Annotated in this window: 14 protein-coding genes; 11 read left to right on the forward strand and 3 right to left on the reverse strand. The window is 35.0% G+C overall.

Annotation, left to right across the window (positions count from 1 at the left end; translation table 11 throughout):
• Positions 1 to 3 precede the first annotated feature (3 nt).
• Positions 4 to 423 carry a MarR family winged helix-turn-helix transcriptional regulator gene (locus tag FS85_RS0103750; RefSeq protein ID WP_010134710.1) on the reverse strand — a complete coding sequence of 140 codons (420 nt, stop codon included), beginning with the start codon at positions 421 to 423 and terminating at the stop codon, positions 4 to 6.
• Positions 424 to 639: 216 nt separating this feature from the next.
• On the opposite strand from FS85_RS0103750, the gene FS85_RS0103755 reads away from it, so the two are divergent.
• The 6 genes from FS85_RS0103755 (at position 640) to FS85_RS0103780 (ending at position 5,426) form a co-directional block, all read left to right on the forward strand.
• Positions 640 to 1,614 carry an outer membrane beta-barrel protein gene (locus FS85_RS0103755; protein ID WP_010134711.1) on the forward strand — a complete coding sequence of 325 codons (975 nt, stop codon included), beginning with the start codon at positions 640 to 642 and terminating at the stop codon, positions 1,612 to 1,614.
• Positions 1,615 to 1,703: 89 nt separating this feature from the next.
• Positions 1,704 to 2,042, forward strand: coding sequence for a P-II family nitrogen regulator (locus FS85_RS0103760; protein WP_010134712.1), 339 nt, complete (start codon positions 1,704 to 1,706; stop codon positions 2,040 to 2,042).
• Positions 2,043 to 2,076: 34 nt separating this feature from the next.
• Positions 2,077 to 3,252: an ammonium transporter gene (locus tag FS85_RS0103765; protein ID WP_010134713.1), complete on the forward strand. Its 1,176-nt coding sequence runs from the start codon at positions 2,077 to 2,079 to the stop codon at positions 3,250 to 3,252.
• Positions 3,253 to 3,348: 96 nt separating this feature from the next.
• Positions 3,349 to 3,687, forward strand: a complete 339-nt coding sequence (locus FS85_RS0103770) for a P-II family nitrogen regulator (RefSeq protein ID WP_010134714.1) — start codon at positions 3,349 to 3,351, stop codon at positions 3,685 to 3,687.
• A gap of 134 nt (positions 3,688 to 3,821) precedes the next feature.
• The gene (locus FS85_RS0103775) at positions 3,822 to 4,160 is read left to right on the forward strand and encodes a P-II family nitrogen regulator (RefSeq protein ID WP_010134715.1); all 339 of its coding nucleotides are present in this window, start codon (positions 3,822 to 3,824) and stop codon (positions 4,158 to 4,160) included.
• A 9-nt stretch (positions 4,161 to 4,169) separates the two neighbouring features.
• On the forward strand, positions 4,170 to 5,426 hold the full coding sequence (locus FS85_RS0103780; protein ID WP_010134716.1) for an ammonium transporter: 1,257 nt from the start codon (positions 4,170 to 4,172) through the stop codon (positions 5,424 to 5,426).
• Between the two features lie 141 nt (positions 5,427 to 5,567).
• Here the strand turns inward: FS85_RS0103780 and FS85_RS0103790 are convergent, their stop codons facing one another.
• The gene (locus FS85_RS0103790; RefSeq protein WP_010134717.1) at positions 5,568 to 5,759 is read right to left on the reverse strand and encodes a cold-shock protein; all 192 of its coding nucleotides are present in this window, start codon (positions 5,757 to 5,759) and stop codon (positions 5,568 to 5,570) included.
• A gap of 136 nt (positions 5,760 to 5,895) precedes the next feature.
• Positions 5,896 to 6,711, reverse strand: coding sequence for a UbiA prenyltransferase family protein (locus tag FS85_RS0103795; RefSeq protein WP_010134718.1), 816 nt, complete (start codon positions 6,709 to 6,711; stop codon positions 5,896 to 5,898).
• Between the two features lie 118 nt (positions 6,712 to 6,829).
• Here FS85_RS0103795 and gcvP point away from each other — a divergent pair, with 118 nt between their 5' ends.
• The 5 genes from gcvP to fumC all read left to right on the forward strand — a co-directional run bounded on the left by gcvP (position 6,830) and on the right by fumC (position 15,494).
• Entirely contained in the window at positions 6,830 to 9,676 is a 2,847-nt protein-coding gene (gene gcvP / locus FS85_RS0103800; protein ID WP_010134720.1) for an aminomethyl-transferring glycine dehydrogenase, read from the forward strand.
• Positions 9,677 to 10,032: 356 nt separating this feature from the next.
• A complete protein-coding gene (gene pdhA, locus FS85_RS0103805) occupies positions 10,033 to 11,028 on the forward strand; it encodes a pyruvate dehydrogenase (acetyl-transferring) E1 component subunit alpha (protein WP_010134721.1) in 996 nt (331 codons plus the stop codon).
• A gap of 12 nt (positions 11,029 to 11,040) precedes the next feature.
• Positions 11,041 to 12,699, forward strand: coding sequence for a pyruvate dehydrogenase complex dihydrolipoamide acetyltransferase (locus tag FS85_RS0103810; RefSeq protein WP_010134722.1), 1,659 nt, complete (start codon positions 11,041 to 11,043; stop codon positions 12,697 to 12,699).
• A gap of 128 nt (positions 12,700 to 12,827) precedes the next feature.
• A complete protein-coding gene (locus tag FS85_RS15070; protein ID WP_010134723.1) occupies positions 12,828 to 13,838 on the forward strand; it encodes a TlpA family protein disulfide reductase in 1,011 nt (336 codons plus the stop codon).
• A 258-nt stretch (positions 13,839 to 14,096) separates the two neighbouring features.
• Complete coding sequence (gene fumC / locus FS85_RS0103820) at positions 14,097 to 15,494, forward strand: class II fumarate hydratase (protein WP_010134724.1); 1,398 nt, start codon at positions 14,097 to 14,099, stop codon at positions 15,492 to 15,494.
• Positions 15,495 to 15,509 lie beyond the last annotated feature (15 nt).

Genomic DNA, 15,509 nt, shown 5'->3' on the forward strand with positions numbered 1-15,509 from the left:
TAATTATTGTTTTATTTTTTCTAATAAACTTGTTAATAAAGATAGTTCTTCTTTGTTATAATTGGCTGTTAATTTTTGTTCATATTTTATTAAAGAATGATCTATACCTGCTAACAACCCCAACCCTTTGTCGGTAATAAAAATTTCAATCTTACGTCTGTTTTCTTGACACTCTTTACGTTGTACCAACCCCTTTTTTCTTAGCTTATCTACCAACCTTGTAGTATTGCTCATTTTATGAATCATATGACTTTGCAATGTATTTAGATTGATGGGCAATCCGTCTTGACCTCTTAGTATACGTAAAATATTAAACTGCTGTATGGTTAAATCATATATTTTAAAAAAGCTATTCATCTTTTCCACAACATAATTTCCAGCAACAATGAGTTGTATCACAGCTTTATTTGATTCGCTTTGCATTATTTTGACAGTTTTTAGTTATTGTTCCTACAACAAATGTATATACAACAGTCATAAAAAACAAAGAAATTTTCACTTTTTTTTTAGGCTACTTAGTATGTAAACTAAGGGACTACGTATAAAACTGCGAAAAAACATATGCCTTTTTTCGTTTGCAATACGTATTTATACGTAGCTTTGTCCACAGGTAAAACATAAAACATTAAAAACTTTATCATGAAAAAAATTATTTTATCTGCATTAATGTTAACAGGAGCGTTGACATTCGCACAAGAGGGAAAATTAAGCGTATCTGGAACAGTAGATGTTTATGGAACTGCTAATTTCGGAGAAACAGGAACTCCAGGATTATTAGTAGACACACCAGAAAATGCTACCATGTTTGGTTTAGGTATGGCAAACACTATTTTTGCTTATGAAAAAGGGAAAGCAGGAGCTGTTGTTGACTTAGCTTATGGACCTAGATCTGCAGATGCATCAGGATGGGAAGGAATTGTAAACCAAATGTACGCATACTATAATGTAAGTGAATCTGTAACAATTACAGCTGGACAATTTAATACATTCTTAGGATATGAAGTAATTTCACCAGCCTCTAACTTTAACTACACAGTATCTTATTTGTTTAACGAAGGTCCTTTTACACATGTAGGTGCAAAAATTGACTATGCAGTGAACGATGACTTGTCTTTAATGTTAGCAGTTACCAATCCACACGGAGATTTTGGAACTGGATATGGAAATGAATACGCACAGTTAGGTTTCCAATTAGGATACAAAGGACAATACTTAAACATTGCTTATGGAGCTGATGGATTTGGTGCAGATGACCAATTGTACATAGACTATACTGGAGGGTTTGATTTATCTGACACTTTCTACTTAGGAATTAACGCTGCTTATTCTGAATCTTCTGAAACTGAAGCTGGATATACAGGTGCTGCTTTGTACTTACAAAATGCATTTTCAGACAGTTTCTCTTTAGGGTTACGTCCTGAATACTTTGAAAGATTTGCTGGAGACGACAGTGTATCTGTAACTGCATTTACTTTAACAGCAAACACTGCATTAACAGAAAACTTATCTTTTATTACTGACTTAAGAATCGATTCTTCTGATGATGGAATTATTGAAACTAGTACTGAAGACTCTGTTACTACTTTAACTTTTGCAGCAGTATACTCTTTCTAAGCTGTAGAAAACATATTACATATCAGACAAAACCTAAGTGTTTTGTCTGATATCAAAAAATATTCAACCTAAATTTTAAACCTTCTATTATGAAAAAAATCGAAGCGATCATCAGAAAATCTAAGTTTTCTGAAGTGAAAGAAGCGCTACACGAAGTAGGTGTTAACTTCTTCTCTTACTGGGACGTAACTGGACTTGGAAACGAAAAAGTAGGAAAAGTATACCGTGGTGTATCTTTCAGCACTAATGATATTCAAAGACGTTATTTATCAATCATCGTAAACGATGATTTTGAACAAATCACAGTTGAAACTTTATTAAAAACAGCTGCTACAGGTGAAGTTGGAGACGGAAAATTATTTGTATCAGATGTAAAAGAAACTTACCGAATTCGTACTGGGGAAAAAGGTGGGGAAACATTAAAATAAAACACAAACTAAACTATTAAAAAATATATAAATTATGGATACAAGTGCAATTTTAGGAGCTTTGTGGATCATCATATCAGGAATCTTGGTGTTCTTTATGCAAGCTGGATTTACATTAGTCGAAACAGGTTTTACACGTTCTAAGAACGCAGGAAACATCATCATGAAAAACATTATGGATTTAATTGTAGGATCTATTGGATTCTGGGCAATTGGGTACTCTGTAATGTATGGTCAATCAATCGCTGGATTTATCGGAACTCCAGAAATCTTTGGTTTGGCTGGAACAAAAAATTACGAATTATTCTTCCAAACAGTATTTGCTGCAACTGCTGCAACAATTGTATCTGGAGCAGTAGCTGGAAGAACTAAATTCTCTACATACATCATTTTCTCTGTGATTATGACTGTTATTATTTATCCAATTGCTGGTAGCTGGCAATGGAACGGTGATGGATGGTTGGCTCAAATGGGATTCATTGACTTTGCTGGATCTTCAATTGTACACGCTGTAGGTGGATGGGCTGCTTTGATTGGTGCTATTATGGTAGGACCAAGAATTGGAAAATATAAAGATGGTGTTTCTCAAGCAATTCCAGGACACAACTTGTTATTAGGAGCTTTAGGAGTATTTATTCTATGGTTAGGATGGTTTGGATTTAACGGAGGTTCTCAATTAGCTTTCGGTTCTGAAGAAGATGTAGATGCAGTTGGTAAAGTAATCATCAACACCAACTTAGCTGCTGCTGCTGGTGCTGCTGCTGCCTTGTTCTACACTTGGATACGTTACGGTCAACCTGATGTTTCTATGACATTAAACGGTGCTTTAGCAGGATTGGTTTGTATTACTGCAGGATGTGGTGATGTAGAACCTGGAGCTGCTGCTATTATGGGTATGATTGCTGGTGTTGTGGTAGTAATTTCTATTACTTTTATTGATGAAAAGTTAAAAATTGACGATCCTGTAGGAGCTGTTTCTGTACACGGTGTATGTGGTACTTTAGGAACTATTTTATTAGGAGTATTTGCAGAAAGTGCAGACTTAGTAACTCAAATCATTGGTGCAGTAGCATACATGGTATGGGCAATCGTATTAGCTGCTATCGTATTCACAATCTTAAAAGTTACAATGGGACTTAGAGTTTCAGAAAAAGAAGAGATTGAAGGATTGGATAAAGCTGAGCACGGAATTGGAGTTTACAACGATTAATCTTCGTTTTTAACAATAACTTATTCAGCCTGATTCTTTTACAGAATTAGGCTGTTTTGTATCTTACCTTTCTTAAAATACCTAAAAACACAAATCATGAAAAAAATAGAAGCAATTATCAGAAAATCTAAATTTGACAAAGTTAAAAAAGCCCTACACGATGTAGGTGTAAACTTCTTTTCTTACTGGGACGTTACAGCCTTGGGAAATGAAAAAATAGGGAGAGTATATCGTGGTATTTCTTTTAGCACAGCAGACATCCAAAGACGTTTTTTATCTATTGTTGTAAATGATGATTTTGAAGAGATTACCATTAAAACTATTTTAGAAAACGCTGCTTCTGGAGAAGTAGGTGATGGAAAAATATTTGTTTACGATGTAAAAGATACTTACCGAATCCGCACAGGAGAAAAAGGTAGCGAAACACTTAGATAACTCATAAAAATACGTAGTTTTACGATTTTACAAAAAATACGTACTCCAAATTAAGGAGTACGTATTTTTTTTACGTTTATATTCTTAAAACATATCGTATTATATTTGCACTCGATAATCTAAATCAAACATCAATGAAAAAAATAGAAGCAATTATCAGAAAATCTAAATTTTCTGAGGTTAAAAAAGCGCTACACGATGTAGGAGTCAATTTTTTCTCTTATTGGGACGTTACAGCGTTAGGTAATGAAAGAATCGGTAAAGTATATCGTGGTATTTCTTTTAGCACAGCAGACATTCAAAGACGTTTTTTATCTATTGTCGTAAATGATGACTTTGAACAAATCACCATAGACACCATTCTAAAGCATGGAGCTACAGGAGAGGTAGGTGATGGAAAAATATTTGTATACGACGTAAAAGAAACTTACAGAATCCGAACGGGAGAAAAAGGAGGAGAAACACTGAGATAAACTAAAACTATGGAAACTACACTGAACTTTACAATCAACAATGTATGGATGATGATTTCTATTGCATTGGTATTTATAATGCACTTAGGATTTTCTGCTTTGGAAGTTGGATTGGCAAGATCTAAGAACGCAATAAACATATTATTTAAAAACTTTATGATTGTAGCCATTGGGCTACTTACCTACACCCTATGTGGGTTTAATTTAATGTACCCTGGTTTTGAAGAAGGTGCCACAGGAGTATTTGGATTTGCAGGATGGGGAGTTGTACTTCCTGAAGGAGGAACGACTTCTGCTTACAACGAAGGATATACTTATTGGACTGACTTTTTATTTCAAGGAATGTTTGCTGCCACTGCTGCAACCATTGTTTCTGGTGCAGTAGCAGAACGTATCAAACTTAACTCTTTCTTAATTTTCTCACTATTGTATGTAGGAATCGTATATCCTATTGTCGGTTCTTGGAAATGGGGTGGTGGATTTTTAGATCAAATGGGATTCTACGACTTTGCAGGTTCTACTTTAGTACACTCTGTAGGAGGATGGGCTGCTGTAATAGCTGTTATTTTGTTAGGACCTCGTTTGGGTAAATATTTACCTGATGGTACTATTAAACCTATCGTAGGTCATAACATTCCCCTTGCTGCTTTAGGTATTTTCTTACTGTGGTTTGGATGGTTTGGATTTAACGGAGGTTCTGTACTTTCTGCAGATCCTGCATTGGTATCTTTGGTATTGGTAACAACTTCTTTAGCTGCTGCATCTGGAATTGTTGCTGCTTTTATTACTTCTTACCTAAAGTTTAAAACTTATGACATCACAATGGCTTTTAACGGTTCTTTGGCTGGTTTGGTAGGAATTACAGCCGGTGCAGATTTAATGTCTCCGTTAGATGCAATTATTATTGGATTTATTGCTGGGGTAATTATTGTTTTTGCTATTGGTATTATTGACCGTTTAAAATTAGACGATCCAGTAGGGGCTATTGGTGTGCACTTAATTTGTGGAGCTTTTGGAACCTTAGCTGTAGGAATTTGGGGAGAAAGAGGTTTCTTAACTACTGGTTCTTTTGTTCAACTAGGTACACAAGCTTACGGAATTATGGTTGTTGGAATTACTTGTTTAATTACTTCGTTCATCATTCTATTCACGATTAAAAAAACAATTGGATTGCGTGTTTCTGAAAAAGAAGAAAAACAAGGTTTGGACATACACGAACATGGAATGAATGCCTACGAAGACATCAATCTAAACGACAACGATTAAAAACACTTTTTTACATAAAGCAAAAGCATCTGGTTTTAGTACTAGATGCTTTTTTTCTTCCTTAGAAGGATATTTTAAATCCATAAAAAAACCTTGTGTAAAATACACAAGGCTTTGATACTGTCAAAAAAAATTAAAATTTTATAAAACTCTAACGTCTACTGCGTTTAATCCTTTTCTACCTTCTTTTAAATCATACTCAACTGCATCTCCTTCACGAACTTCATCAACCAATCCTGAGATGTGTACGAAATAATCTTGTTTTGTTTCTTCATCAACAATAAATCCAAATCCTTTTGATTCATTGAAGAATTTTACTGTACCTTTTTTCACTTTGTAATAAATATGTTTTAATATATCACAAACATAGTGTTTCATAAATGAATCACACCATAATATCGTATTTATTTCAATAAAATTCTGTGGCTCAGCAAAAAAACAGTAGAAACACGTACTTTATCAACCGTGTTTACATACATAAAAAGCTTAGAGTTAGATACAATATAGGCAATCCCTCTACCCAAAAAGAAGCATAATATCGGGATTGGTTTTTGCCTGATTTCCATAAAAGAAATAACAAAAGAATACTAAACAAGCCAAAAGGCAACCACCCTACTCTTCTAAAAATAAAATAATGGATTAAGTTGGCCAAAAGCATCAGCAAAGTTGCAAGTATTTTTGTTTTTTTCATTCCAAAAATCATAGGTAGTGTTTTTATTTTTCCTTTGTCAAACTGTATATCCCTAATATCAAAAGGCAAGGTTAAAACAACTACTGAAAAAAAGACCTGTACAAAATACAATACTGATTTTAAACTGTAAGGCAATATAAAAAAAACAGTAACCCCAGCCCAAACCAAAGCAATTACAAAAATTTTTAGTCCAGCAATATAACGAATTGAAGTTCTTTTTCCGTTGATTTTAATGATACCTATACCATACAGTACCGTTAGCAAACCAAAAGGGACTAGTTTTAACCAACGAACCAATGGCAACTTGAGCAACAAATAAATAATACCTAAAACAAACAAACACAATAGGGTTATTATACTAGGCAAATACTGATTGCTAAACGGGTCTAACAAATGTGTTTTACCATATTTATCTCTGTTAAAAAAACGCACAAAATGATAAGCAACAAACGTAAGTAAAAACAAAAACAAAGCCTCTATCCTAACGTCTTTTTGAAACAGAATTCCAGTAACTCCCACCCAACTAGCAACAGCAAAAGAAACATGTAAATTGCTGTTTACGTAAAACTGTATTAACCTTTGTATAAAAAGCATGCAAACCGTAGTTATCAACAATACAACCTTAAATTGGTTATAACATTTAGAAAGAGAACAAAAATAAGACTTTTACAATCATTACTTTTGTGCTTTTCAAATATTTATCCTTTTGAGTATGAGAACTGATGTTTTTTCCCAAAGACATATTGGAAGCAATGAAGAAGAACAAAAACAATTATTAAAAGCACTTAATCTAGATCATATAGATCAATTAATTGCACAGACCATTCCTCAAAACATAAGGTTGCAAAAAGATTTAGACCTTGCCCCTGCCCTTAGTGAGCATGAGTATCTAAATCATATTCAGCAACTATCTGTAAAAAATAAATTGTTTAAAAATTACATCGGATTGGGCTACCACCCCACAATTACCCCAGGTGTTATTCAACGAAATATTTTAGAAAATCCAGGTTGGTACACTGCTTACACACCTTATCAAGCAGAAATTGCTCAAGGTAGATTAGAGGCTTTGCTTAATTTTCAGACCATGGTTAGTGATTTAACGGGTATGGAACTTGCCAACGCATCTTTGTTGGATGAGGGAACCGCTGCTGCAGAAGCTATGATTTTGTTGTTTAACACACGAACTCGAAACCAAAAGAAAAACAATGCTTTACAGTTTTGGGTTTCAGAAAATGTTTTGCCTCAAACTCTAGATATCTTAAAAAGTAGAGCCACTCCTTTAGGGATTGAATTGCATATTGGAAACCATGAAGAATTCGATTTTACAGAGCACGTTTTTGGAACATTGGTTCAATATCCTGGTAAAAACGGTAAGGTTTGCGACTATCAAGAATTTGTTAAGCAAGCCAACACAAAAGAAGTCCGTGTAGCTGTAGCCGCAGACTTATTAAGCTTAACGCTCTTAACTCCTCCAGGTACCTGGGGAGCTGATGTTGTAGTAGGAACCACACAACGTTTTGGAATTCCAATGGGATATGGTGGTCCTCACGCTGCTTTTTTTGCAACTAAGGAAGCTTACAAAAGATCTATACCCGGTAGAATTATTGGAGTAACTAAAGACAAGAACGGAAACAGAGCTTTACGTATGGCTTTGCAAACAAGAGAACAACATATTAAAAGAGAAAAAGCTACCTCTAACATTTGTACCGCACAAGTATTGTTAGCAGTAATGGCAGGAATGTATGGTGTTTATCACGGACCTAAAGGTCTTACTTATATTGCACAAAGCATTCTAAATCGAACATATACTCTTAATTTGGCTATTAAGAAGTTAGGACTACCGCAAGTAAATGATGTTTTTTTTGACACCCTAAACATTACGGTGCCATCGGCAAGTAAAGTAAGAGTTCTAGCACTAAATCAACAAGTTAATTTTTTATACAATTCAGAAACCTCGGTAAGCATTTCCATAAACGAAGCAACCAATTTAGAGGACTTGAATGAGATACTAGAAATACTAGCCAACGCTAGCGATCAAGAATTTATTCCCATCCAAACAATTCAAGAAGTTTCGGTAAAGCCACACTTAAAAAGAGCTGGTGATTTTTTAACCAATCCTGTGTTCAATACTTATCATTCAGAAACTGCAATGATGCGTTATATAAAAAAACTAGAACGCAAAGATTTGTCCTTAAATCATTCCATGATTTCTTTAGGTTCGTGCACTATGAAACTAAATGCTGCATCCGAAATGTTGCCTTTAAGCTGGCCAAACTGGGGCAACATCCATCCTTTTGTTCCTGTTGATCAAGCACAAGGATACCAGGAAATGTTGAAAGGGTTAGAAAAGGATTTGAATGAAATTACTGGGTTCTATGCTACTTCCTTACAACCCAACTCTGGAGCTCAAGGAGAATATGCCGGACTTATGGTGATTAAAGCCTATCACGAATCTAGAGGTGATAAACACAGAAACATCTGTTTAATCCCTTCATCTGCTCATGGTACCAATCCTGCATCAGCAGTAATGGCAGGAATGAGAGTAGTAGTAACAAAAGCTACCGAAGAAGGAAATATTGACCTTGACGATTTACGAGAAAAAGCTACTATACACAAAAATAATTTATCTTGTTTAATGGTAACTTACCCTTCTACACACGGAGTATTTGAAAGCGGTATACAAGAAATCACAAAAATAATTCACGATTGTGGTGGGCAAGTTTATATGGATGGTGCTAATATGAATGCACAGGTAGGCTTAACCAACCCAGCAACCATTGGTGCCGATGTATGTCATCTAAACCTTCATAAAACATTTGCCATTCCTCACGGAGGGGGTGGTCCAGGTGTTGGTCCTATTTGCGTTGTAAAACACTTAGCTCCTTTCTTACCAGGAAATCCAATAATCAAAACAGGAGGAACTTCTGGGATTGATGCCATTTCATCTGCACCATGGGGTTCTGCATTGGTTTGTTTAATCTCTTACGGTTACATTAAAATGCTCGGTGCTAAAGGGTTAAAATCAGCTACCGAAAATGCCATTTTAAACGCCAATTATTTAAAGACAAAACTACAACCTGCATACAACATTTTGTATTCAGGTGAAAACGGATACTGTGCTCATGAAATGATTGTAGACTTTAGAAGTTTTAAAACTAAAGGAATTGAAGTGTCTGATATTGCCAAACGATTAATGGATTATGGCTTTCACGCTCCAACCGTTTCATTCCCTGTAGCAGGAACTTTGATGATAGAACCTACTGAAAGTGAAAATAAAGAAGAATTAGATCGATTTGTAGAAGCGTTGCTTAGTATTAAAAAGGAAATTGAAGAACTAGACACACACGATGATAGCTCTTCTGTTCTAAAAAACGCTCCGCACACTTTGCAAATGCTAACAGACAATAATTGGACACTTCCATACTCTAGACAAAAAGCAGCTTACCCGATAGCAACAATTGCCGAAAACAAATTTTGGCCAACCGTTAGAAGAGTAGACGATGCATTTGGAGATCGAAATTTGGTTTGTTCGTGCGAACCGATAGAAAACTATTTATAATTAAACAATCCTCAAAAAAAAATCCAAAAAGCAGTTTGTCATTACAAACTGCTTTTTTTTAGTTTTATTTTATTCCTTTTTTGACAAAATCAAACAAAAAATCATCTACCGATATTCAAACCCATACACAACAACTTACACAAACCCCAATAACCTAAAAAACAAACACTTAACAAAACCCCTGATTACGATTGTCATTAAATTCAATCTATCTAAACTCTTTTTCCTGTAAAATCTTAGCTTCTAAGCTGTAAAAAAGTTTTTTACTTATCTGTAATGTCTTATTTTTGCTTGAAATTGACATAAATTTTATTGCGTATTACAGCGTAATTTTTAGTATAACTTTAAAATTAATCATGAAAGAAATCACCAAAGAAACCTATATCAACTGGTATAAGGACATGCTTTTCTGGAGAAAATTTGAGGACAAATTAGCCGCAGTTTACATTCAACAAAAAGTTAGAGGATTTTTGCACTTGTACAATGGACAAGAAGCAATTTTAGCAGGTTGTCTACACGTAATGGATTTAAAACACGATAAAATGATTACTGCATACCGTAATCACGTGCAACCTATCGGTATGGGTGTTGATCCAAAGAAAGTAATGGCAGAGTTGTACGGAAAAGCAACAGGAACTTCAAAAGGTATGGGAGGATCTATGCACATTTTCTCTAAAGAACACGGATTCTATGGAGGTCATGGTATTGTAGGAGGTCAAATTCCTTTAGGAGCTGGTATGGCTTTTGGTGATAAGTATCACGGTATTCCGGGTGTAACTTTATGTTTTATGGGAGATGGTGCTGTACGTCAAGGTTCTTTGCACGAGACTTTTAACATGGCTATGAACTGGAAATTGCCTGTTGTATTTGTTTGTGAAAACAACCAATACGCAATGGGAACTTCTGTAGAACGTACTGCCAACCACCAAGATATTTGGAAATTAGGTTTAGGATACGAAATGCCTTGTGGACCTGTTGATGGGATGAACCCTGTAAAAGTAGCTGAAGCCATGGAAGAAGCTATAGACAGAGCAAGAAGAGGTGATGGACCTACTTTCTTAGAAATGAAAACCTACCGTTATAGAGGTCACTCTATGTCTGATGCACAACATTATCGTACCAAAGACGAAGTTGCTGAATACAAAAAAATTGACCCTATTACCCAAGTGTTAGAAGTTATTAAAGAAAACGACTACCTATCTGAAGAGGAAATCAAAACAATTGACAAAGAGGTTAAATCGAAGGTCTCAGAATGTGAAAAATTTGCTGAAGAATCTCCGTTCCCAGACAAACAACAATTGTACGATATGGTATACGAGCAAAAAGACTATCCATTTGTTAAACATAAATAATCCACATAAATAATGGCTACTATAATTAATATGCCACGTTTGAGCGACACTATGGAAGAAGGTGTTGTTGCACAATGGCTTAAAAAAGTTGGTGACAAAGTTGAAGAAGGAGACATTTTAGCTGAAATCGAAACAGATAAAGCTACCATGGAATTCGAATCTTTTAACGAAGGAACTTTATTACATATTGGATTGCAAGAGGGAGAAACTGCTCCTGTAGATTCTTTAATTGCAATAATTGGTGAAGAAGGTGAAGATATTTCTGGATTGTTAAATGGTGATGCTCCAGCTGCTACTACTGCTGATGAAACTCCAGCAAAAGAAGAAGCTACAGAGGAGTCTACACAAGAAACTACAACACAAGAAGCTAGTGCTGAATTGCCTGAAGGAGTTGTTGTAGTAACCATGCCTAGATTAAGTGACACTATGACCGATGGAACAGTTGCTACTTGGTTAAAAAAAGTAGGTGATACTGTTGAAGAAGGTGATATATTGGCTGAAATTGAAACAGACAAAGCTACAATGGAGTTTGAATCTTTTAACTCTGGTACCTTGTTACATATAGGTTTACAAGAAGGAGAATCTGCTCCTGTAGATAGCTTATTAGCTATTATTGGTGAAGCAGGTACTGATGTTTCTGGTGTGGCCGAAAACTTTAAAGCTGGAGGAAGCACTCCTGCAAAAGAAGAAGCTTCTGCACCTAAGTCAGAGGCACCAAAACAAGAGACTCCAAAAGCAGCCGCTTCAAAAAGCGAAACTTCAAAACAACCAACTGCTACAAAAAAAGTAAGTGCAATTAATTCTGAAAATGGACGTATTATAGCTTCTCCTTTAGCAAAAGCTTTGGCCGAAGAAAAAGGAATTAACCTAGCAAAAGTTGTAGGAACTGGTGAAGGAGGAAGAATTGTAAAAGTAGATATTGAAAACTACACTCCTGCTACTGAAGCTGCTGAAGCACCTACTGCTGTTGCCGCTGCTCCTGCTGGAGAAGTAAGTCAATCTGAAGTAAAGAACTCTAGCATGCGTAAAGCAATTGCAAAGGCATTGGCTAAGTCTCAATCAGAAAATGTTACATTCTCTATCAATTTAGAGGTAAATATGGACAACGCTATTGCTTCTCGTAAAATGATTAACGAGTTGCCTGATACTAAAGTGTCTTTTAACGATATGGTCGTAAAAGCAACAGCTATGGCGTTAAAAAAACATCCACAAATTAATACTGAGTGGACCGACAACCAAACTATTTACAACAATCACATCTCTGTTGGAGTTGCAGTTGCTATAGAAGACGGATTGGTAGTTCCAGTAATTCCTTTTACAGACACTAAAAGTTTAACTCAAATTGGTGCAGAAGTAAAAGACTTAGCTGTGAAAGCTAAAAACAAAAAGTTGAGTCCTGCTGAAATGTCAGGAAGCACATTTACTGTTTCTAACTTAGGAATGTTTGGTGTAGACAGTTTTACTTCTATCATTAACCAACCTAACTCAGCTATTTTATCAGTAGGAGGTATTAAACAAAAGCCTATTGTTAAAAATGGAGAAATTGTTGTTGGTAACATGATGAACATTACCTTAACTTGTGACCATAGGACTGTTGACGGTGCTGTTGGTGCTGCCTTTATGAATACATTAAAACAATACATTGAGAATCCTGTAACTATGATTGCTTAATTGTATTTTACATATTTTTAAAAAAGCATCTCTACATAGAGGTGCTTTTTTATTTTTATAAAACTTAATCTGAATATGGCTTAAATTTTGCATCTTGCTATGCATAATTTTACAAACAATTCCATCTAATGAATATTATACAATCTATTTTGATTACGAGCACGGCTTTGTTAACTTTTGCATGCTCTACTTCTTCTGCTTCTGCAATAGAAGTCAATATCAAAAATCTTCCTGAACACATTGATCAAATTACCATCCAAAGTGAAAAGCAAGTAAAAACCATTACAAAAACTGACGGAAAATTTAAAGATACCATCAACTTTAATCAAGATTTTGTTTTGATGCGAGTAGGGACTTTTGCAACCATGTTGTTTTTAGACAAAGACACGGATTTAACCATCTACGCAGATGCAGATAATTTTAATCAATCTTTACAATTTAACGGAAAAGGTGCTAAAGAAAATAAATACATCAACTTACGTGATCAAATTACGCAAAAAATATTTACTAGCTTAGACAGTATCAATCACCTAGACTCTGCTGATTTTAAAGCATATCATCAAGCAACCGAGAAAAAAATAGAAAACCTTTTGGTAGAATACGATGGAATGAATGATTTTTTGGCTTCTAGCGAAAAGAAAAATCTAGAGCAATTTATGGAAGGACTAGAACAACAGTACTTTGCTGCTAACCGAGAAGTTACAGATACCGAGGTTGGAAAACCTTCTCCTGAATTTAATGACTTAGAAAATTACAAAGGAGGAACAACTTCTTTAAAAGACCTAAGAGGAAACTATGTATATATAGATGTGTGGGCAACTTGGTGCATGCCTTGTTTGCAACAAATTCCGTTTTTACAAAAGTTAGAAGAAAAATTTCACGGAAAAGACATAAAGTTCGTAAGCTTATCTATAGACAATCCCAACGCTAAAGATAAGTGGAAACAGATGATTTCTGATAAAAACATGGGAGGCATTCAGTTATTTGCTAACGGTAACATCCCTTTTGTACAGGATTATCAAATTACGGGAATCCCACGTTTTATTTTGTTAGATAAAGAAGGAAATATTGTAGATGCCAATGCTCCCAGACCTTCACAGCCAGAGCTTGAGAAAATTCTGGCAGATTTATTAAAATAATTTCAAAACAAATTAAATACAAAAAAGGAATTGGCAACTACCAATTCCTTTTTTTGTTTTAAAATCTTATAAATGCTAATCAGAATTGAAAACAACTAACCACATGTAAAAAGATACTTTTGTTAAATCTTACTTCTAAATAAAACAATCCGTAAAATACCCTAACATTCCCAAATTTTATGAGCAGAATCATTTTTTATGATTTAGGCTTTGTACTATCTTTGAGATGATTTTTTTAGAAACATAAAATAACATCCAATGAAATATCGTATAGAAAAAGATACTATGGGAGAGGTACAAGTACCTGCTGACAAGTATTGGGGAGCTCAAACTCAAAGATCTATCAACAACTTTAAAATTGGTCCTTCTGGGAGCATGCCTTTAGAAATTATTTATGGTTTTGCTTACTTAAAGAAAGCTGCAGCACATGCCAACTTTGATTTAGGTGTTTTAGAAGAAGAAAAGAAAAACTTAATTTCTGCTGTTTGTGATGAGATTTTAGAAGGAAAACACGATGATCAATTTCCTTTAGTTGTTTGGCAAACAGGTTCGGGTACACAGTCTAACATGAACTCTAACGAAGTAATTGCCAACCGTGCACAAGAATTGGCAGGTAGAGTAATTGGAGAAGGAGAAAAAGTAATTGCCCCTAACGATGATGTAAACAAATCTCAATCTTCTAACGATACGTTCCCTACAGGAATGCACATTGCTGCTTACAAAATGATTGTAGAAACTACCATTCCTGGAGTTGAACAATTAAGAAATACGTTAAAAGCAAAATCTGAAGCATTTAAAGATGTAGTAAAAATTGGACGTACACACTTAATGGATGCAACTCCATTAACGATTGGACAAGAATTTTCTGGATACGTTTCTCAATTAGACCATGGTTTAAAAGCTTTAAAAAACACATTGCCTCACTTAGCTGAATTGGCATTAGGAGGTACTGCAGTAGGAACTGGATTAAACACTCCTGCTGGTTACGATGTATTGGTTGCTGAAAAAATCGCTGAATTTACAGGATTGCCTTTTGTTACAGCCGAAAATAAATTTGAAGCTTTAGCTGCTCACGATGCTATTGTTGAGTCTCACGGAGCATTAAAACAATTGGCTGTTTCTTTAAATAAGATAGCCAATGATATCCGTTTAATGGCTTCTGGACCTCGTTCTGGTATTGGAGAACTGATTATTCCTGCAAACGAGCCTGGTTCTTCTATTATGCCTGGTAAAGTAAACCCTACGCAAGCAGAAGCAATTACAATGGTATGTGCTCAAGTTATGGGTAACGATGTTGCTATTGGAGTTGGTGGATTACAAGGTCACTACGAATTAAACGTATTTAAACCTGTAATGGCTAAAAACCTAATTGAGTCTGCTCGTTTAATTGGAGATGCATGTGTTTCTTTTGAACAAAACTGTGCTATTGGAATTGAGCCTAACTATCCAGTTATTGAAAAGTTATTAAACAACTCATTGATGTTGGTAACGGCTTTAAATACCAAAATTGGTTATTACAAAGCTGCTGAAATTGCAAATACTGCACACCAAAACGGAACAACTTTAAAAGAAGAAGCTGTAAGATTAGGATATGTTACTCCAGAACAATATGACGAGTGGGTAAAACCTGAAGATATGACTGGATCATTAAAATAAAACAATCTATATCTT

The organism is Ochrovirga pacifica (assembly GCF_000220525.1).
Taxonomy (GTDB): domain Bacteria; phylum Bacteroidota; class Bacteroidia; order Flavobacteriales; family Flavobacteriaceae; genus Ochrovirga; species Ochrovirga pacifica.